This window comes from Agrobacterium sp. a22-2, from assembly GCF_012276985.1.
Taxonomy (GTDB): Bacteria; Pseudomonadota; Alphaproteobacteria; order Rhizobiales; family Rhizobiaceae; genus Allorhizobium.
This window is the reverse complement of record NZ_JAAXMM010000012.1, coordinates 1-17,854: the sequence shown is the minus strand read 5'-3', so window position 1 is coordinate 17,854 and position 17,854 is coordinate 1. Positions and strand designations below refer to the sequence as shown.

Genomic DNA, 17,854 nt, shown 5'->3' with positions numbered 1-17,854 from the left:
TCATGACCGACGACGATCCCAAACTCGAAGTGCTGGACCAGACGCCGCCCGAGGACGAGCGGGCGGTGCTGTCCGCCTTGCGCGCCCATAACAACCAGATGCTCGGCCCCACCGACCGCCGCGATCTCAGCATCCCGATCCGCGACGGTGATGGAAAAACCGAAGGCGGGCTGATCGGCTATACCGGCCGCGGCTGGCTCTGCGTCGAAATGCTGTTCGTGCCGGCCCGCTACCGGGGCCGCGGCATGGCCGGCAAACTGTTGCAAATGGCCGAGGACGAGGCAAAGGCCCGCGGCTGCACGGGCGCCTATATCGACACCATCAATCCCGCCGCGCGCCGGGCCTATGAGCGGCAAGGCTACAAGGCCTTCGGGAGTATCGACAATTTCAGCGGCGACTACGGCATCACCTGGCTCATGAAGCGATTTTAAGGCCCATGGCCGGCGTCACGGTCAAAGTCTCGCTCATCACCTCGCGGATCTGCTGGCGCAGCCAGCGCCCGGCAAGGTCATTGTCGGAATGGATCGGCCAGACCATGGCGACCGGCCGGAACCGCAACGTCAGCGGCACCGGGCTCGTGACAAGTCCCAGCAGCGGCCCGTAGCGCTGGGCGATGCGCGCCGAGACCGTGGCGATCACCGGGCTGATGCGCGCCGTGACCAGAACCGACATGAAATCGGGCGCCGCCGTGACGATGTTCAGCTCCACGCCGGCAAATTCCAGCGCTTCCTTGATGCAGCCGTGCAGGCTTTCCGTTTGCGAGATGACGGCATGGTCGGCCGCCAGATAGGCGTCGAACGGCACGGGATTATCCAGCGCCAGCAGTTGAGGATTGTAGCAGCAGGCCACCTCGGCATCGAACAGCATCTCGCAGATCCGCCGGTTCGCCTGGGCATAGGTGCAGCCAACGGCAAGATCGATGGCACCGCCGTCGAGCATCGCATCCACCTCGTCCGGCTGGCAACCGCGCGCCAGGATCTTGATCCCCGGCGCCAGCCGGCGCAGCCGCGCCGTCAGGTCCGGCAAAAGCAGCAGCTCGACCTCCGCCGACATGCCGATCCGCACGACACGCTGCTCGGTCGCCGGATCGAAAATGTCCGCCGCTGTCAGCGCCGTCTGCGCCTGCTTCAGCGCCTGGCGGATCGGTCCGGACAGGCTGCGCGCCCGCGCCGTCGGCTGCATGGTCTGGCCATTGCGCAGGAACAATTCGTCCTGGAACAGCACTCGTAACGTGGAGAGCGCATGGCTCATCGCCGGCTGCTGGATCTTCAGCCGCCGCGCCGCCTTGGTCACGCTGCCCTCGGCCATCAGGGCGTCGAAGGCGACCAGCAGGTTGAGGTCGAAGGAACGAAGATTGAAATGATCGATAGTGTCCATGAGCCGTATCGATTTGATTGCTGACCCAGTCATAGATACCTGTTTGCAAGGTTCTTGCAAGGCCGCCTCGTCACATCGAACAATCGGGAGTGCCACCATGCACACACGTCGATCCATTCTCAAAACCGCCGGCACTGCGGTGCTGGCCGCCGGCGCCGCGACCAGCCTGCCCCTGTCGGCCCATGCCAAGGCACCGTTTGCGGCGCGCCAGGCGCCGGCCTTCTATCGCCTCAACCTCGGCGCGGTCGAAGTGACGGCCCTGTCCGACGGCACCATTTCCCTGCCGCTGGCCAAGCTTTACAAAAACACCACCGAGAAGGAGGCCACAGCCGCCCTTGCCGCCGCCTTCCAGGGCAGCCCCACCGAGACCTCCGTCAATGCCTTCCTGGTCAACACAGGCGAGAAGCTTGTCCTGATCGACGCCGGCACCGGCAACTATTTTGGACCTTCGCTCGGCCATCTCGTCGCCAATATCGAGGCCTCCGGCTATCGCGCCGCCGACATCGATGACGTCATCCTCACCCATGTCCACACCGACCATTCCGGCGGTCTGGCCATCGATGGCAAGCGCGTCTTTGAGAATGCCACCCTGCACGTCAACAAGCGCGAGGCAGCCTTCTGGCAGGATCCTGCCGAACGGCAGAAGGCGCCGGACGCGATCAAGACGCAGTTCGCCGAAGCCCATGCCGCCCTGACGCCCTATATCGAGGCGGGCCGCTTCGAGACCTTCGCCGACGACGGCGATGTCCTGCCGGGCTTCGGATCGATCCTCAGGGCCGGCCATACGGCGGGCCACAGCGCCATCGTCGTGGAAAGTAAGGGCAGCAAGATCGTCTTCTGGGGCGACATCACCCATGGCGACGTCCTGCAGTTCGACCAGCCGGATGTGGCCATCGAATTCGATCACGACAAGGACGCCGCGATTGCCGCACGGGCCAAGGCCTTCGATGAGGCAGTGGCGGAGGGCTACCTCGTCGCCGGCGCCCATCTCGCCTTTCCCGGCATCGGCCATGTCAGGCGCGACGACATCCAGTTCGACTGGGTGCCGATCAACTACGACTCGACGCTCTGAAACGACAATCCGGGCGGCCCTTCGCGGCCGCCCGGCTTATCTCAACTCTCACCGCTGCCGCCAGGCGATCTTGCCCTTCAGCCTGATATGCACATCGCCGGTAAGCGGCACGACCAGAACCCGGGCCGGATCGACGGGGCCTGGGAAATCCAGCGCCGCATAGGCGACCTTTTCAAAGCCGAGCGGCATGTAATAGGGCGGGTCGCCGACCAGGATCACCGCCTCGGAGCCGGCGCGACGTGCCGCGTCGACGGCGATGCGCACCAGTTCGCGGCCGATGCCCTGGTTCTTGTGGGACGGGCGGACCGCCAGCGGCCCCAGCAGATGCCCCTTGACCCCGCCGGCATCGACGGCCGTCATGCGCACCGAGGCGATGGTTTCCCCGTCGTCGGCACAGATGAAGGACAGCGAGCGGTCATGCGGTCCCTGCTCGCGAATGCGGGCGGCTGCCCGCGCCAGCCGGCCAGGGCCAAAGGCTTCTTCGTTGATATGCTCGATGATGGCGTCATGGGACGCATCCTCGGTGAGGTAGACAAGCGCGTGATTGTTCATGAAAGGACCGGAACCAGAAATGCGGACAGGAAGGATGGGTCTCGAAAGCGCCGTTGTGACAGGCGTTCAAGCAGCTTCAGCGTCGTCGCGGGTTCCGGTTGTCGAGCATCGGTCTAGGATTCCAAATTTGCGTCGATGCGAATAGCAACTAATTCCGCTGGCGTCCAATGGAAAAACGCACTGTTCATCCTTTGGCGTCTCGCAATCTGCGCTGGCCGCCGTATGTAAGATGCAACGAAAACAACCAACCGAAGGACAGCGCCATGGGCATGTTGGTGGAAGGCGTCTGGCACGACGTCTGGTATGACACGAAATCGACCGAAGGCCATTTCCGCCGCGGCGCCTCGATCTTCCGCAACTGGGTCACCGCCAATGGCGAGCCGGGGCCGACCGGCAAGGGCGGTTTCAAGGCCGAGGCCGGACGCTATCACCTCTATGTCTCGCTGGCCTGTCCCTGGGCGCATCGCACCCTGATCTTCCGCAAGCTGAAAGGCCTCGAAGACCTGGTTTCGGTCTCGGTTGTCGATCCGCTGATGCTCGAAAACGGTTGGGAATTCCACGAGCGCGATGGCGGCACCGTCGACCATCTGTTCGGCTCATCCACGCTCTGGCAGGTCTATGTGAAGGCCGACCCATCCTATTCCGGCCGCGTCACCGTGCCTGTTCTGTGGGACAAGCAGACCAATACCATCGTCTCCAACGAATCCGCCGACATCATCCGCATGTTCAACAGCGCCTTTGATGGCATCACCGGATCGACCGCCGATTTCCACCCGCAGGCATTGCATGCTGAGATCGATGCGATCAACACCCGCATCTACGACACCGTCAACAACGGCGTCTACAAGGCGGGTTTCGCCACCACCCAGGCCGCCTATGAGAGCGCGGTCTACCCGCTGTTCGAGACGCTGGACTGGCTGGAACAGCGGCTCTCCACGCAGCGTTACCTGTTCGGCGACGCCCTGACGGAAGCCGACTGGCGGCTGTTCACCACGCTGGTGCGCTTCGATCCGGTCTATGTCGGGCATTTCAAGTGCAATCTGCGCCGCATCGCCGACTATCCGGCCCTGCAGGCCTATCTGCGCGACCTCTACCAGACGCCCGGCGTCGCCGGCACGGTCAACATGCAGCACATCAAGGATCACTATTACCGCAGCCACAAGACCATCAACCCGACCGGTGTGGTGCCCGCCGGCCCGCTGCTGGACCTTGATCGGCCGCACAGCCGCTTGACGCTTACCAGATCTCGGAGCGCGTGATCTCGCCGCGCAATTCGGCAAGGCGCTTGCGCGTCGCGGTCGTCGCCCCGTCCGGCAGGTCGAGCGGATCGAAGAAGCCGCATTCGGCGATTTCGCGGTCCGGCGGGCGCGGCGCGGTCTGGATGACATTGACCCGGTAGAGCAGCACATGGTCGCGTTTGCTGACGCGGCTGTTGTAATAAATGTGGAAGAGTTCGGGCACGGCGGTCATTTCCAGGTTACCCTCTTCCCGCAATTCCTTGGACAAAGCCTGCCCCGCCGTCTCGTGCCGCTCGATGCCGCCGCCGGGCAGATACCAGCCCGGCACATAGGTATGGCGCACCAGAAACACCCGGCCTTCGGCGTCGAAACAGGCGGCACGCACCCCCATCGTCATGCCGCGCGACAGGGCGAAATAGCGATGCAGCACGCCCATCAGAAGGCGCGAGCCGCGGCCGCGGACCTCGTCGTTCCGATTGTCGTCACTCATTGTGCTTGCCCCCCATCGGACACATCTTTAAGACTGGCGCCATGTTCAAGCTCGCGCATATATCCGATATCCACCTCGGGCCTCTCCCCAGCCTGACCTTCCGCGAACTGGCTTCCAAGCGCATCACCGGCTACGTCAACTGGCACCGCAATCGCGCCAAGCACATGATCACCAACACGCTCGACCTGCTGATCGCCGACATGCGGGCCCGCGAACCTGACCATTTGGCCATTACCGGCGATCTCGTCAACCTCGCCTCCGGGATCGAGATCCGCATGGCGGCGAAATGGCTGCAGGATACCGGCGGGCCCTTGCAGACATCCGTGGTGCCCGGCAATCACGACGCCTATGTGCCCGGTGCCCACGACAAGGCGATGAGCGCCTGGTACGATTTCGTGCGCGGCGACGACGATCCGCTGATCTGGGAAAAAGACTTCAAGCTCTTCCCGACCATCCGCCGGCGCGGGCCCGTGGCGATGATCGGCTGTTCCACCTCGATCGCCACCCCGCCCTTTTCGGCCAGCGGCTATTTCGGCGCCCGCCAGGCCCGCGAGACCGCCGAACTGCTGAAGGCCGCCGGCAAGGAAGGCCTGTTTCGCGTCGTGATGATCCATCATCCGCCGATCCGCGGCGCCGCTTCGAGCCACAAGCGCATGATCGGCATCCGCCGCTTTGCCGCCGCCATCTCGACCGGCGGCGCCGAACTGGTCCTGCACGGCCATACCCACCTGAACACGCTCTACTGGCTGGAAAGCCACGGCAAGCGCGTTCCAATCGTCGGCATCGCCTCGGCCTCGCAGGGACCCGGCGGCCACAAGCCTCCCGCCGCCTACAACCTGTTCTCGATCTCCGGCCACGCCGATGCTTGGAAGCTGGACTGGGAGCGTTTCGGCATGGATGCGGCCGCCAACATGAGCCGCCAGCATCACCAGTTGCTCCTCGGCTGATCAGTCGCCTACGGCCAGCGCAGCGCGCAGGATCTGCGTGACCCGATCAGGGCATTCGTCGATCAGCATATGGCCAGCGCCGGCGATGCGCTCGACGGTGATGGCCTCCGGCAGGCCGTCGGCCTGTGCCACCGGCAGGATGCCATCCTTAAGACCCCAGAGGATATGGCAGGGCATGGAGAGCCGGCCGAGCTCGGCGAGCGGCAGCGTGCCCTGCCGCCGGTCGTCAGGCGGCGAGCCGGCAAGGATTGCCTCGAATACCTGCCGAAGTGCCTCACGGGCGCCCGGCACCTGCCGTGCCGCCCACAGGGTCCGCACCGCCTCCTCGCCAAAGCGAAAGCCGGGATCGGTCATGGCCTGCAGCGCCGTTTGAAGCGCCGCCGCGCTGTCGGCAAAGGCATAATCGGCAAGCGCCCGATGGTGGATATCAGGTCCAAAGCCGCCCGGCGCCAACAGAGTAAGGCTTTTCACCCGCTGTGGTTCGCGAAGCGCCATCAGCGCCGCGGTCGCACCGCCCAGCGAATGGCCGGCGACATGACACCGTGCCACGCCGCGCCGCTCGAGATCGATGAGCACCGCCTTGGCCATGCGCCCGGCACCGCCGATACCGTCCTCACGCAGCGAACCGCCATGGCCCGGAAGATCATAGGCGATGACCGGAGCACCTCTAGGCAATCCGGCCATCACCTCGCGCCAGACGTGAGCCCCGCCGCCAAAGCCATGCAGCAGCACCAGAGGCGCTGCCGCCTGGCTGTCACCCCGCATGATCGCGGCAAGCGCCACCGGTTCAAGCCTTGGCGTTACGCGTCTCGAGCACCCGGTTGGCCGCCGAGACGATGGCCTCGAGAGAAGCCGCGACGATATTGGTGTTGATCCCCGCGCCGAACAGCTTGCCGCCCGGATGGTCGATCTCGACATAGGCGATCGCCGCCGCGTTCGAGCCGTGCTGCAGCGAATGCTCGGAATAATCCCGCACCGACATCTCGACGCCGAGATAGGTCGACAGCGCGTTGATGAAGCCGTCGATCGGGCCGGTGCCCCTGCCCTCGATGCGCTTGGTCTCGCCCCGGTCGGTGATCTCGGCCGCCACGATCCGCATGCCGCGATGCTCGGTATCGGGATAGGTGTGGTGGTCGACATATTTCAGGCGGGCGTCGGGCTGGTCGACATAGGAGCGGATGAACTGCTCGTAGATCCGCTTCGATGGCAGCTCCACGCCCTCGTCGTCGGTAATGCGCTGGATCTCCTCGCGGAACTCCACCTGCAGGGCGCGCGGCAGGTTGATGCCGTAATCCTCCTGCAGGATATAGGCAATGCCGCCCTTGCCCGACTGCGAATTGATGCGGATGATCGCCTCGTAGGAGCGTCCGACATCCTGGGGGTCGATCGGCAGATACGGCACTTCCCACAGCGGCGAATTGGCCTTGCGGATCGCCTTCATGCCCTTGTTGATCGCGTCCTGATGCGAGCCGGAAAAGGCCGTATAGACCAATTCGCCGACGTAAGGGTGGCGCTCCGGAATGGTCATCTCGTTGGAATATTCATAGACCGCCTTGATCCGCTCGATATCCGAGCAGTCCAGCTTCGGGTCGATGCCCTGCGTATACATGTTGAGCGCCAGCGTCACCACGTCGACATTGCCGGTGCGCTCGCCATTGCCGAACAGCGTGCCTTCGACCCGGTCGGCGCCGGCCATCAGCGCCAGCTCGGTCGCCGCGATTCCGGTGCCGCGGTCGTTGTGGGGATGCAGCGAGATGATGACGTTTTCGCGGTTGTGAATATTGCGGCACATCCATTCGATCTGGTCGGCATAGATGTTCGGCGTCGCCATCTCGACCGTCGAGGGCAGGTTGAGGATCAGCTTGTTGTCAGGCGTCGGCTGGATGATCTCGATCACCGCATTGGAAATCTCCAATGCCACGTCCAGTTCCGTGCCGGTAAAGCTTTCCGGGGAATATTCGAAGCGGAAGCCGCCATTGTCCTTCGTCGCGGCCTTCGCCGCCATCTCGGTGATCATCTTGGCGGCATCGACGGCAATCTGCTTGATGCCGGGCACATCCTTGCCGAACACCACGCGGCGCTGCAGCTCGGAGGTCGAATTGTAGAAATGGATGATCGGCCGCTTGGCCCCTTCCAGCGCCTCGAAGGTCCGCGTGATCAGTTCCGGCCGGCACTGCACCAGCACCTGCAACGACACGTCGGCCGGCACATTGCCCTCTTCCACGCACCAGCGGGCAAAATCGAAATCGGTCTGCGAGGCCGACGGGAAACCGATCTCGATTTCCTTGAAACCCATGTCGAGCAACAGCTGGAACATGCGCGCCTTGCGGTCGTGGCCCATCGGGTTGACCAGCGACTGATTGCCGTCGCGCAGGTCGACCGAACACCAGATCGGCGCCTTGGTAATGGTCTTCGACGGCCAGGTGCGGTCGGAAATATCGATCTGCGGATAGGCACGGTACTTCTGCGAAGCATCCGGCATGCCCTGCTTCACGGAATGGGTCTTTACGATCATCGTCTTGGCTTCCTCTCTCCGCATTTGCCCCGCGCATAGCGCATCGCGCCTGCTTTGGCGATGGCAAATACTGCCCTTGTCGGGCGCTATCGGTCTTGAATGATTGTGCGAGGAGCTATGGCCGAGCGGCTATCCGGCCGCCGGGCGCTCCTCAATGGACCCGGCAACCGCGCGTAAGGTCGAGGAGAAGAAGCGAGAGTGGGGCAAACGACATCGCGCCGGCGCGCATGCGGCCAGCGGCAAAGGACGTCGAATTTGGGTTGCCCGAAATCTTCATGAGGCGATAGATAGCGCGCAGCTTTGCGTCGCGCAAGGGGGTTATTCGGCGGCAGCGGCCGAAGCTTTATCCAATTTTTCGCGAAGCCACGCTTCCACCAGGGCGTCGCGCGACAGCCCGAGGTCCTTGGCGCGCTTTTCCAGTCTCAGCATCGTCCCGCGTGTCACGACAACGGCCATCGAAACCGGCTCCAGATTGGGCCGCGTCGCTTTGCTCCAGTCGAGATGGTCGCTGATGTCTTCGCCATCATCGAACTTTCGGTCGAATTCTTCAGCGCTGATTGTCTTCATAACGACGCCTTTCCTGAATTCTCGCACGACGGACGGAAATGATCCGCACAGCTTCTCCACGCAAGGTATAGACACCGGCCCACAACTTTCCGTCGATCAGCCCAACCCTGATACGCCTCGGCTCAAACAGATGATCGACATCTATATCAACGCCGTAATCATCATACCACAAATCTTGAGATCGCACGAAATCGATCCCGTGCTTCTCCTTTTTCATGGCGCTCTTGGCGGGATCGAATTCGAACTCCATGACGTCTTGTAGCACGGAATATGGCCGTTTTCCACGGATTCACCCCTTGCGCGCGACCTTCAGCAGCCCCATCATCAGCCCGCCAGCGATCAGGCCCCAGAAGGCGCCGGAAATGCCGCCGATGGATATGCCCGATGCGGTGATCAGGAAGGTGACGGCCGCCGCCTCGCGGCTTTCGATTGCCTGGAAGGCTGCCACGGCCGAGCCGGAAAAGGCGCCGATCAGCGCCAGGCCGGCCACCGCCTGAATGAGGATCGGCGGCGCCAGCGCCACGAAAGCCGTCACCGCCCCGGCCAGCAGTCCCAGCACGATATAGCCGATGCCGCCGATGATCGCCGACCAGTAACGCCGCTCAGGGTCGGGATGGGCGTCTGCGCCGGCGCACATCGCCGCGGTGATCGCCGCCAGGTTGACCGCATGCCCGCCGAATGGCGCCGACAGCAGCGAAAAGAAACCGGTCACGGCAAACAGCGGACCGGGGTTCGGCTGATAGCCGTTGACCTTCAGCACGGCGATGCCGGGAATGTTCTGCGAGGCCATGGTGACGATGAACAACGGCAGGGCGATCGAGATCAGCGCCGGCAGCGTGAAACTCGGCACCACGAATTCAACCGGCGGCAGCAGCGACTGCGACCATTGCGCTATGGCGCCATCCGGCATGTCGACCCCGAACACCATGACCCCGACAAAGGCCGCCAGGGCGGCGGGCACCGCGAACAATCGCCGGAAGGCGCCGACCACCACCCAGGCAAGCACGATTGGCAGGCCGAGCAGCGGATCGAAGGCCACCGCCTTGAACGGCGCGAAGCACAAGGTGATGATCACCCCGGCCAGCATGGCATTGGCCAGCGGCGCCGGAATGGCGGCCACCGCCCGGCCGAGCGGCCGGAACAGCCCGGCAAAGACGATCAGCAGCCCACAGACCACAAAGGCGCCGACCGCCGCCGGAAAGCCACCCTCGACGGCACCGGCCGTCGCCATCAGCGCCGCACCCGGCGTCGACCAGGCAATCGAGATCGGCAGCCGCGTCCAGGTGCTGAACGCAATGGCGCAGACGCCCATCGACACCGACAGCGCCATCAGTCCCGAGGCCGCCTGGATATCCGTCGCCCCCACCCCCTTCAGCCCCTGCAACACCACGGCAAACGAACTGGCAAAGCCGACAAAGGCGGTCAGCACGCCCATGAACAGGCTTTGCGCGGAAAGATCTTTCAGCATGAGGCATCTCTCAGGAGTGACGAGGATCGCCATCCCACATCAGAAAGCCAACGGCTTGGCAAGGCGGGCTCGCCGCGGATCAGTACGCCCGGTCAAGCGAAAGGTGACCTTTCACGTTTCCCAACATCACGGCACTTCAGAATTCAGTAAGCCGGGAATGGTATGAGGATGGCCTATCGAACCGCGATTGCATGGGATGACTTTCTTTTGGAACTTGCCACCGTACTGCTTCTTCACAAATCCTCTTTGCTGATCGGCGGGGCCTGTTTCCTCTATGTACGGTTCCAGTCCGGCAAGAGCGAAGGACTTGGCCTGATGGCCATGTCCTTCATCCTGCTGGCGATTGGCTCGACGATTGCCGGTCAGGGCGAACGCCAGGCATTTCCCCTCTACGCCTGGACCCTGTCCACCTTCAGCCTCGGCCAGCTCGCCTACAGTCTGTTCTGGATCGGCCTGCGGCGCCTCAGCAGCGGCACACCGCGGCGGCGGGATTGGCTGGTCCTGGTCTATCCCGCTGTGCTTTCGGCAGTGGCGGTCCTCACGGATTTCCATCTGGTCAATCTCTATCGCGCCGTGGTCTTTCAATCCTCGGCGGGGTTGTTCATGCTGGCCTATGCCCACACGGCAATCCATGATTGCCGGAAGGAAAGGTTGCCGGCCCGATACCCCCTTGCTGCATCTTTCGGCATCTCGGCCCTGCTGCACGCGCTCGTCATTGTCAGCCTCATCGCACCCGAGCGCTCGCCGTTCGATATCGCCGACATCTTTTTCCCGATGATCCTGTCGCAGTTCGCCGTGGCCCTGTTCGCCCTGATCTTTGTCAAGGAACGGGCCGAGGCACGGCTGACCGCGCTTCTGCAAACCGATCCGCTCACCCAGATCCGCAACCGGCATTGGTTCTTCCAGCAATTGCGGCCAGCACCCAGCATCGGCGATGCCTTCGTGATCATCGACATCGATCATTTCAAGCGCGTCAATGATACACTCGGTCATGCCGCCGGCGATGAAGTCCTCGTGCGGGTCGCTGCAGAAATGTCCGGCCGATTGCAGAAACAGGATGCGTTTGCGCGGTTAGGCGGCGAGGAATTCGGTCTGTACCTCCCTGCCCGGCACGGCCGATCGGCCCAAGCCGTCGCCGAAGCCCTGCGCGATGCCGTACAGTCCCTGGAAATCAATCACGCCGACGCCAGGATCCCTGTCACGATCAGCGCCGGCCTTGCCACGGCAACCCCGGGACAGCCGATGAAGGACCTGATGCGCGCCGCCGATATGGCGCTCTATCAGGCCAAGCGGCACGGAAGAAACCGCGTAGAACAATTTGACCCGGATCAGGCGATGACATTGCCAACCGTAACCGACCCACCGAGCTTCCCGGCAGTTGGCCACGCAGCCTGAACATGCGCCAGGCACCGTAACTCAAATATAGAGTGCCGCCATCTTGCGCCAGGCGCCGGCCCGGTGGGCGCGGCCGTCCCAGAGATGTAGGCTGTGCCGGACGCCCTTCTGGCCGAGCAACTGGCTGAGCTGGAGATTGTTGTCGAGGAAGGGATCGGCATTGCCGATGGCCAGCACGATATCGAGCTGGCGCAGTTTCTCCAGCCGCCAGTCGCCGTCAAGACCGGGCAGGAAATGCGTCGGCGTGTGGAAATAGACCTGGTCGTCGTAATAGCCGTCCAGCAGGTCGCCGAAGGATTCGACCTGCATCGTCAGGTCGTAGCGCCCGGAAAAGGCGACCAGCTTGCGAAACAGGTGCGGATGGCGGAACACCAGGCTCGCCGCCTGGAACGCCCCGAGGCTGCAGCCGTGCACGATCGTGCAGTCATTGTCGTTTTTCGCCGCCATCAGCGGCAGAACTTCGTTCAGGACATAATCTTCGAATGCCGCATGCCGGGCCATGCGGTCGGCGGGATGCCGGCGACGGTCGTAAAAGCTTTCCTCCGCCAACCCCTCGATGCAGTAGAGCTGCAGCTGGCCGGCATTGACCTTGTCGGCGAGGCTTCCGACGATGCCGAGCTGTTCATATTCGAAAAACCGCCCTTCGCGGGTCGGAAACATCAACACCTTGGCGCCGGCATGGCCGAACACCAGCAGCTCCATGTCGCGATGCAATCGCGGACTGTACCAGCGTAGATATTCCCGGTTCATGTCACCTCGAAAAACCGCCTGTTTCTCTCAGAAAGTGCTGCCTGCTGTACTGAGTCCGTAGGATAGTCGAAATGCCCGGCGTCAAGAATGAAGATTTCGTTAAATTTCGAGTGGGGCAAAGCATTGGCGACGGAGAACTGGCAAGGCGGCGCCACCGCCGGGTCGAACAGCGCCACCGCCACCAACATCGGCACGGTGATCCGCGTCGCGGCACTGGCCGCATCGAACAGCCGGAGATGGTCGAGAACGCCGGGATGGGTGCGGCGATAGCGCTGCACCGCATCGGCGCTGCCGGTCGTCGGCAGGTTGAGCCATAGCGGACGGTTGCCGAACGTCGGCACTTCCAGAAAACCGCGGGCAATGCGCGGATCGAACGGGATCGCCAGCGCGCCGATGCCGCCGCCGAAGCTGATGCCGCTATAACCGATCCGCCCGCCGAGATCGGGAAAAAGTGCGATCAGCGCCGAAACCGCCCCCCACAGATCCTCGACGCATCCGCCGATCACATAGCGCTCCGGCCGGTCGATATCGTGCAGCACGTGAAAGGCCGGCTCCGGTGAAATCGGCGGATGCAGGCTGCGCGAAATACCGCGAAAACAAGGGAAAAGCACGGCCGTCTCCGTAACCGGCAGGTCGAAATCCGGAGCAATCCGTCCGCCATAGCCATGGCCGACCACCAGCCCGCGCCGGATCCTGCCATGCCGCGGCACAAGCAGCCAGCCGCCGATGGTCACGCCATCGGTCGAGGTAAAGGTGATGTCCTGCACCAGCCAGTCCGGATGGCTGGCTTTGGCTGCACGCACGACGGGCTTTGGTTCGACCGCCAGCGCCTTTTTATAGCGCGCCTGCCAGAAATCGTCGAACCCTGGGGGCGCCGGCGGCGGCTCGATCGCCCGCAGGCCCTCCAGCGTCAGGCCATAGCTCGGATCGAAGGGAAAATTGTGCTTCATCTTGGTACTCATGGGCAAGTTCTTCCCCGATTCCGGCAACGGGGCAAGGGCCTGGCGGCGATCGTCGGGCAAATCACCGGCAGCGCCGGGCGCGGGACCGGCAAGGACAGGGTCGACGAGCGCCGCCCCGATCGCGCCCAGCCCGTAACGAAGAAACCCCCGCCGGTTTGGTCCGGCGAGGGTTTTCATGTCGGTCGTCTCTGCAGCCACGGCTCAGATGTCCGATTGGCTTTCGATGATCTTGGAGACCAGGCCATAGGCCTTGGCTTCTTCGGCCGACAGCCAATAGTCGCGGTCGATGTCCTTGGCGATCTTCTCTTCCGTCTGGCCGGTGGCCTTGGAGAAGATCTTGATCAGCCGCTGGTTCATCTTGATGATCTCGCGGGCCTGGATCTCGATATCCGATGCCATGCCGCGGGTGCCGCCCGAAGGTTGATGCAGCAGGAAGCGGGTATTGGGCAGGCAAAGGCGCCGTTCCTTCGGCACCGAGACATAGATCAGCGCGCCGGCGGAGGCGACCCAGCCGGTACCGATGATCCACACCTTCGGCTTGATGAACTTGATCATGTCATGGATGCTGTCGCCCGATTCCACATGACCGCCCGGCGAATTCACGTAAACGCGAATGTCCTCGTCGCTGGCAGCCGCCAGCGCCACCAGCTGCGTGCAGACCTTCTGGGCCAGTTCCATGGTGATGCCACCATAGATGAAGATCGAACGCGACTTGAAAAGGTTCGCTTCCGTTTCCTTGCCAAGCGGCAGTTCCTTGCTCTTGTCGTCTTCGTCTTCGTTCATCCGGCAATTCTCCACTTGCGTTTAGCTCACCCGCACATAGTGCGACTCACGTCGTAAAACAATGCGATAAAAAGACAAGGCATGGAACCGGTGAACAGCTGATGAACCCATAGCCGCCAGCCCTGTTTTCCGACCGTCCCCCAAGATTGCCCCGTCCGGCCTGTTCCTGACACCGGCTATTAACAGTCCCAGCTTATAAAGGTCGGGCACGGGGAAACGGATATGCCAACCAGGATCAGGCTTGCGGAAATCATCGAGGCTCTGAGCCGGGCGCTCGACATGACCGAGGGCCAGCCGCCGGGCCATTGCATCCGCTGCTGCCATATCGGCACCGCCATCGGCCGCGCCATCGGCCTGGCCGACGAGCAGTTGCAGGATCTCTATTACACCCTGCTCCTCAAAGATCTCGGCTGTTCCAGCAATGCCGCCCGCATCTGTAAGCTCTATATTGCCGACGACCTGAAGTTCAAGCAGGACTTCAAGCTGGTCGACGGCAGCCTGCCGCAGGTGCTGCGCTTCGTGCTCTCCCATACCGGCATGCAGGCGGGGCTCGCCGAGCGTTTCCGCAGCATCATCACCATTTTGAAAAACGGCGGCGAGATCGCCACCGACCTGATCCGCACCCGCTGCGAGCGCGGCGCCGAGATTGCCCGCCAGATGCGCTTTTCCGAAGCGGTCGCCAGGGGTATTCTCGATCTCGACGAACACTTCGACGGCGGCGGCAAGCCGCTCGGTCGCAAGGGCGAGGAGATCTCGCTGTTTGCCCGCATCGCCCTCTTGGCCCAGGTGGCCGACGTCTTCTTCATGAGCGCCGGCCCGCCATCGGCCATCGCCGAAATCGAAAAACGCGCCGGCACCTGGTTCGACCCCTTTCTGACCGATGCCTTCCTGCAGATCGCTACCGACGCCCGCTTCTGGGAGGCGCTCGGAGGCCCGGACCTGGAGCGCATCGTGCTCGACAGCGAACCGGGCCGCCAGGCGATCCTCGCCGATGACGATTATCTCGACGATATCGCCGCCGGTTTTGCCCGGGTGATCGACGCCAAGAGCCCCTATACATCGGGCCATAGCGACCGCGTCGCACTGTTCACCGACATGATCGCCGAGGAAATGGGCCTCGACCCCGCCACCCGGCGCTGGCTGAAGCGCGGCGCCCTGCTGCACGATATCGGCAAGCTCGGCGTCTCCAACAGCGTGCTCGACAAGCCCGGCAAGCTGGAGGGCGAGGAATGGCTGGCCATGCAGCGCCATGCCGAATATTCCGAAACCATCCTGTCGCGCATCAAAGCCTTTGCCGATCTGGCGAAGATCGGCGGCGCCCATCACGAACGCCTCGACGGCCGGGGCTATCCGCGCGGCCTGACCGGCCACCAGATCGGCCTTGAAACCCGCATCGTCTCGACCGCCGACGTCTTCGACGCGCTGACCGCCGACCGCCCCTACCGCGCCGCCATGCCGGTCGCAAAGGCGCTCGCCATCCTCTGGGACGGCGCCAACAAAAGCCACGACCCCGCCTGTATCGAGGCGCTGCAACGGGCGCTCGCCAAGGCCGACCTGGCGGCGGCGTGAGGCCTTGACCTGAGGCCCCCGCTCTGAGGCGGTGGGGTCTTCCGATGCTCCGCCTCTCCCGATCGTGCCAGATCGCCCCCCTCAGCCCTGCCGGGCATCTCCCCCACAGGTGGGGAGATCGACTCGTGGACCGCACTCACCCAGTCGGATGACATTGACAGCGCTGATACGATTTTTCGCGGAAAGTCTGCCCAGAAAAGTATGCGGTTTTCTGGCAGGGCGGGCGGGTGCGTCTTGCCGATCTCCCCCCGTGTGGGGGAGATGCCCGGCAGGGCAGAGGGGGGCGATCTGGCTCCAACGAAGCCAGCTTGCACCGGCGAAACCTACGCCCCTACCGCGCGATCCGCGTCGACAGGATGATCGACGACAGCGTGCGCTCCACCCCCGACAGCGCGCCGATATGGTCGATGATCCTGTCGAGGTCGGCAATCGACGGAGCGGCAATGATGGCGATCAGGTCGAAGGAGCCGTTGACCGAATGCAGCGTGGTCACCTCGCGGATCGCCGACAGTTCAGCGCTGACCGACGGCAATGTCTTCGGCGTGATGGTGATCAGCACATGGGCGCGGATCAGCCCGCTCTGATAGGCCTCCGACAGCCGCAGCCCGTAGCCGGATATCACCCCGTCGCGCTCCAGCCGCTCGATGCGCGCCTGTACCGTGGTGCGCGACAGGCCGAGCTTGCGCGCCAGCACCGCCACCGGCGCCCGGGCGTTTTCGCCGAGCAGCGCCAGAAGTGCCAGATCCTTCTCCGTCAGCTGCATAATGATCAATCCCATCGTCTATATGTCCATTATGATAAACCGTTCCGCACAGTTCGTCACTAGCAATCGACATACGCCCTCCGCACAATGGCCACTCTGACAAAATGCAAAAAGGGGACGGGCATGAAGGATATCGTGGTGATGGGCGCCGGCAAGATTGGCGGAGCGATTGCACTGATGCTGGCCGACAGCGGCGATTACCGGGTCACGGTGGCCGATCGCAGCGCCGCACAGATCGCCGCCCTCGACCGCCACGCTTCGATCTCGGGCGTCACCGTCGACATCTCGGACCGTGCAGCGCTCGAAGCCCTGCTGACCGGCAAATTCGCCGTGCTGTCGGCCGCCCCCTTCCACCTGACCGGCACGATTGCCGAAGCCGCCGCCAAGGTCGGCACCCATTATCTCGACCTGACCGAAGACGTCGCCACCACCCGCAAGGTGGAAGCGCTGGCCGAGGGCGCTCCTTCAGCCTTCATTCCGCAATGCGGCCTGGCGCCGGGTTTCATCTCCATCGTCGCCCACGACCTGGCGAGCCACTTCGACACGCTCGACAGCGTGCGCATGCGGGTCGGCGCCCTGCCGCAATATCCCTCCAATGCGCTGAACTACAACCTGACCTGGTCGACCGACGGGCTGATCAACGAATATATCGAGCCCTGCGAGGCGATCGTCGAGGGCAGACTGATCACCGTGCCGGCCATGGAAGAGCGCGAGGAATTCTCGCTCGACGGCGTCACCTACGAGGCCTTCAACACCTCGGGCGGCCTCGGCACGCTGGCGAAGACGCTGGAAGGCAAGGTGCGCACCATGAACTACCGCACCATCCGCTATCCGGGCCACCAGGCGATCGTCAAGGCGCTCCTCAACGACTTCAACCTGAAGAACCGCCGCGATGTCCTGAAGGACCTGTTCGAAAACGCCCTGCCCGCCACCATGCAGGATGTCGTGGTGATCTTCGTCACCGTCTGCGGCTGGAAGGACGGCCGCTACCTGCAGGACACCTATGCCAACAAGGTCTATGCCGGCGTGATCGCGGGCAAGAAGATGAGCGCCATCCAGATCACCACCGCCGCCGGCATCTGCGCCACCCTCGACCTGCTCGCCAACGGCACCCTTCCGCAAGAAGGCTTCATCCGCCAGGAACAGATCACCCTCCCCGCCTTCCTCGAAAACCGCTTTGGCCGTGCCTATGATCCGGAGGCCGTGAAGCTTGCCAGGGTCGGGTGAGGTCAACAGACCGCCCTTATCGTCCGCCTTCGCCCCTCATCCCCAGCGCAACGCGTTGCGCCTGAGCTGCCGCCACCTTCTCCCCGCAAGCGAGGAGAAGGTGCAAGTGGCACAGTCGGCGCTCCATCCTCCTTCTCCCCGTCAGAACGGGGAGAAGGTCCCGGCAGGGGGATGAGGGG

At 63.5% G+C, this 17,854-nt stretch carries 19 protein-coding genes; 7 read left to right on the top strand and 12 right to left on the bottom strand.

Annotation, left to right across the window (positions count from 1 at the left end; translation table 11 throughout):
* Positions 1-2 precede the first annotated feature (2 nt).
* Positions 3-431 (top strand): GNAT family N-acetyltransferase, encoded by a 429-nt coding sequence (locus HFC70_RS18520; protein WP_168474772.1) that lies wholly within the window; start codon positions 3-5, stop codon positions 429-431.
* Here HFC70_RS18520 and HFC70_RS18515 read toward each other — a convergent pair.
* A complete protein-coding gene (locus HFC70_RS18515; protein ID WP_168474770.1) occupies positions 415-1,377 on the bottom strand; it encodes a LysR family transcriptional regulator in 963 nt (320 codons plus the stop codon). The genes HFC70_RS18520 and HFC70_RS18515 overlap by 17 nt on opposite strands.
* 97 nt (positions 1,378-1,474) lie before the next feature.
* Here HFC70_RS18515 and HFC70_RS18510 point away from each other — a divergent pair, with 97 nt between their 5' ends.
* Positions 1,475-2,449: an MBL fold metallo-hydrolase gene (locus HFC70_RS18510; protein ID WP_168474768.1), complete on the top strand. Its 975-nt coding sequence runs from the start codon at positions 1,475-1,477 to the stop codon at positions 2,447-2,449.
* A gap of 48 nt (positions 2,450-2,497) precedes the next feature.
* Here the strand turns inward: HFC70_RS18510 and HFC70_RS18505 are convergent, their stop codons facing one another.
* Positions 2,498-3,001, bottom strand: a complete 504-nt coding sequence (locus tag HFC70_RS18505) for a GNAT family N-acetyltransferase (protein WP_168474766.1) — start codon at positions 2,999-3,001, stop codon at positions 2,498-2,500.
* Between the two features lie 263 nt (positions 3,002-3,264).
* On the opposite strand from HFC70_RS18505, the gene HFC70_RS18500 reads away from it, so the two are divergent.
* Positions 3,265-4,260, top strand: a complete 996-nt coding sequence (locus tag HFC70_RS18500) for a glutathione S-transferase family protein (protein ID WP_168474765.1) — start codon at positions 3,265-3,267, stop codon at positions 4,258-4,260.
* Here the strand turns inward: HFC70_RS18500 and HFC70_RS18495 are convergent.
* Complete coding sequence (locus HFC70_RS18495) at positions 4,238-4,729, bottom strand: NUDIX domain-containing protein (RefSeq protein WP_246735864.1); 492 nt, start codon at positions 4,727-4,729, stop codon at positions 4,238-4,240. The two genes, HFC70_RS18500 and HFC70_RS18495, sit on opposite strands and share 23 nt — an antisense overlap.
* A 41-nt stretch (positions 4,730-4,770) precedes the next feature.
* Here HFC70_RS18495 and HFC70_RS18490 point away from each other — a divergent pair, with 41 nt between their 5' ends.
* Positions 4,771-5,676, top strand: a complete 906-nt coding sequence (locus HFC70_RS18490) for a metallophosphoesterase (RefSeq protein WP_168474764.1) — start codon at positions 4,771-4,773, stop codon at positions 5,674-5,676.
* Here HFC70_RS18490 and HFC70_RS18485 read toward each other — a convergent pair whose 3' ends face one another.
* The 5 genes from HFC70_RS18485 to HFC70_RS18465 form a co-directional block, all read right to left on the bottom strand.
* Positions 5,677-6,459: an alpha/beta fold hydrolase gene (locus HFC70_RS18485; protein WP_168474763.1), complete on the bottom strand. Its 783-nt coding sequence runs from the start codon at positions 6,457-6,459 to the stop codon at positions 5,677-5,679.
* Between the two features lie 4 nt (positions 6,460-6,463).
* A complete protein-coding gene (gene leuA / locus HFC70_RS18480) occupies positions 6,464-8,191 on the bottom strand; it encodes a 2-isopropylmalate synthase (protein ID WP_168474762.1) in 1,728 nt (575 codons plus the stop codon).
* Positions 8,192-8,509: 318 nt separating this feature from the next.
* Entirely contained in the window at positions 8,510-8,758 is a 249-nt protein-coding gene (locus HFC70_RS18475) for a CopG family transcriptional regulator (RefSeq protein ID WP_168474761.1), read from the bottom strand.
* Positions 8,739-9,008: a BrnT family toxin gene (locus HFC70_RS18470; protein WP_168474760.1), complete on the bottom strand. Its 270-nt coding sequence runs from the start codon at positions 9,006-9,008 to the stop codon at positions 8,739-8,741. The genes HFC70_RS18475 and HFC70_RS18470 overlap by 20 nt, the downstream gene beginning before the upstream one ends.
* 39 nt (positions 9,009-9,047) lie before the next feature.
* A complete protein-coding gene (locus HFC70_RS18465; protein ID WP_256368935.1) occupies positions 9,048-10,259 on the bottom strand; it encodes a benzoate/H(+) symporter BenE family transporter in 1,212 nt (403 codons plus the stop codon).
* A 135-nt stretch (positions 10,260-10,394) separates the two neighbouring features.
* Between HFC70_RS18465 and HFC70_RS18460 the strand changes: the two genes are divergently transcribed.
* The gene (locus tag HFC70_RS18460; protein WP_168474758.1) at positions 10,395-11,621 is read left to right on the top strand and encodes a GGDEF domain-containing protein; all 1,227 of its coding nucleotides are present in this window, start codon (positions 10,395-10,397) and stop codon (positions 11,619-11,621) included.
* A gap of 21 nt (positions 11,622-11,642) precedes the next feature.
* On the opposite strand, the gene HFC70_RS18455 is transcribed toward HFC70_RS18460, so the two are convergent.
* The 3 genes from HFC70_RS18455 to HFC70_RS18445 form a co-directional block, all read right to left on the bottom strand.
* On the bottom strand, positions 11,643-12,371 hold the full coding sequence (locus HFC70_RS18455; RefSeq protein ID WP_168474757.1) for an esterase family protein: 729 nt from the start codon (positions 12,369-12,371) through the stop codon (positions 11,643-11,645).
* Positions 12,368-13,333 carry an acetylxylan esterase gene (locus tag HFC70_RS18450; RefSeq protein WP_168474756.1) on the bottom strand — a complete coding sequence of 322 codons (966 nt, stop codon included), beginning with the start codon at positions 13,331-13,333 and terminating at the stop codon, positions 12,368-12,370. The genes HFC70_RS18455 and HFC70_RS18450 overlap by 4 nt, the downstream gene beginning before the upstream one ends.
* Positions 13,334-13,534: 201 nt before the next feature.
* On the bottom strand, positions 13,535-14,116 hold the full coding sequence (locus HFC70_RS18445) for an ATP-dependent Clp protease proteolytic subunit (RefSeq protein WP_168474755.1): 582 nt from the start codon (positions 14,114-14,116) through the stop codon (positions 13,535-13,537).
* Between the two features lie 222 nt (positions 14,117-14,338).
* Here HFC70_RS18445 and HFC70_RS18440 point away from each other — a divergent pair, with 222 nt between their 5' ends.
* The gene (locus HFC70_RS18440; protein ID WP_168474754.1) at positions 14,339-15,685 is read left to right on the top strand and encodes an HD-GYP domain-containing protein; all 1,347 of its coding nucleotides are present in this window, start codon (positions 14,339-14,341) and stop codon (positions 15,683-15,685) included.
* Between the two features lie 331 nt (positions 15,686-16,016).
* On the opposite strand, the gene HFC70_RS18435 is transcribed toward HFC70_RS18440, so the two are convergent.
* Positions 16,017-16,448 carry an Lrp/AsnC family transcriptional regulator gene (locus HFC70_RS18435; protein ID WP_168474923.1) on the bottom strand — a complete coding sequence of 144 codons (432 nt, stop codon included), beginning with the start codon at positions 16,446-16,448 and terminating at the stop codon, positions 16,017-16,019.
* 123 nt (positions 16,449-16,571) lie between these two features.
* Here HFC70_RS18435 and HFC70_RS18430 point away from each other — a divergent pair, with 123 nt between their 5' ends.
* The gene (locus HFC70_RS18430) at positions 16,572-17,675 is read left to right on the top strand and encodes a saccharopine dehydrogenase family protein (protein WP_168474753.1); all 1,104 of its coding nucleotides are present in this window, start codon (positions 16,572-16,574) and stop codon (positions 17,673-17,675) included.
* Positions 17,676-17,854 lie beyond the last annotated feature (179 nt).

Coding starts and splice junctions, on each gene's coding strand:
- HFC70_RS18475 (WP_168474761.1), bottom strand. CDS start 8,758: ATGAAGACAATCAGCGCTGAAGAATTCGACCGAAAGTTCGATGATGGC.
- HFC70_RS18430 (WP_168474753.1), top strand. CDS start 16,572: ATGAAGGATATCGTGGTGATGGGCGCCGGCAAGATTGGCGGAGCGATT.
- HFC70_RS18450 (WP_168474756.1), bottom strand. CDS start 13,333: ATGAGTACCAAGATGAAGCACAATTTTCCCTTCGATCCGAGCTATGGC.
- HFC70_RS18495 (WP_246735864.1), bottom strand. CDS start 4,729: ATGAGTGACGACAATCGGAACGACGAGGTCCGCGGCCGCGGCTCGCGC.
- HFC70_RS18435 (WP_168474923.1), bottom strand. CDS start 16,448: ATGCAGCTGACGGAGAAGGATCTGGCACTTCTGGCGCTGCTCGGCGAA.
- HFC70_RS18520 (WP_168474772.1), top strand. CDS start 3: ATGACCGACGACGATCCCAAACTCGAAGTGCTGGACCAGACGCCGCCC.
- HFC70_RS18465 (WP_256368935.1), bottom strand. CDS start 10,259: ATGGCGATCCTCGTCACTCCTGAGAGATGCCTCATGCTGAAAGATCTT.
- HFC70_RS18460 (WP_168474758.1), top strand. CDS start 10,395: ATGGCCTATCGAACCGCGATTGCATGGGATGACTTTCTTTTGGAACTT.
- HFC70_RS18505 (WP_168474766.1), bottom strand. CDS start 3,001: ATGAACAATCACGCGCTTGTCTACCTCACCGAGGATGCGTCCCATGAC.
- HFC70_RS18500 (WP_168474765.1), top strand. CDS start 3,265: ATGGGCATGTTGGTGGAAGGCGTCTGGCACGACGTCTGGTATGACACG.
- HFC70_RS18490 (WP_168474764.1), top strand. CDS start 4,771: ATGTTCAAGCTCGCGCATATATCCGATATCCACCTCGGGCCTCTCCCC.
- HFC70_RS18455 (WP_168474757.1), bottom strand. CDS start 12,371: ATGAACCGGGAATATCTACGCTGGTACAGTCCGCGATTGCATCGCGAC.
- HFC70_RS18510 (WP_168474768.1), top strand. CDS start 1,475: ATGCACACACGTCGATCCATTCTCAAAACCGCCGGCACTGCGGTGCTG.
- HFC70_RS18440 (WP_168474754.1), top strand. CDS start 14,339: ATGCCAACCAGGATCAGGCTTGCGGAAATCATCGAGGCTCTGAGCCGG.
- leuA (WP_168474762.1), bottom strand. CDS start 8,191: ATGATCGTAAAGACCCATTCCGTGAAGCAGGGCATGCCGGATGCTTCG.
- HFC70_RS18470 (WP_168474760.1), bottom strand. CDS start 9,008: ATGGAGTTCGAATTCGATCCCGCCAAGAGCGCCATGAAAAAGGAGAAG.
- HFC70_RS18515 (WP_168474770.1), bottom strand. CDS start 1,377: ATGGACACTATCGATCATTTCAATCTTCGTTCCTTCGACCTCAACCTG.
- HFC70_RS18445 (WP_168474755.1), bottom strand. CDS start 14,116: ATGAACGAAGACGAAGACGACAAGAGCAAGGAACTGCCGCTTGGCAAG.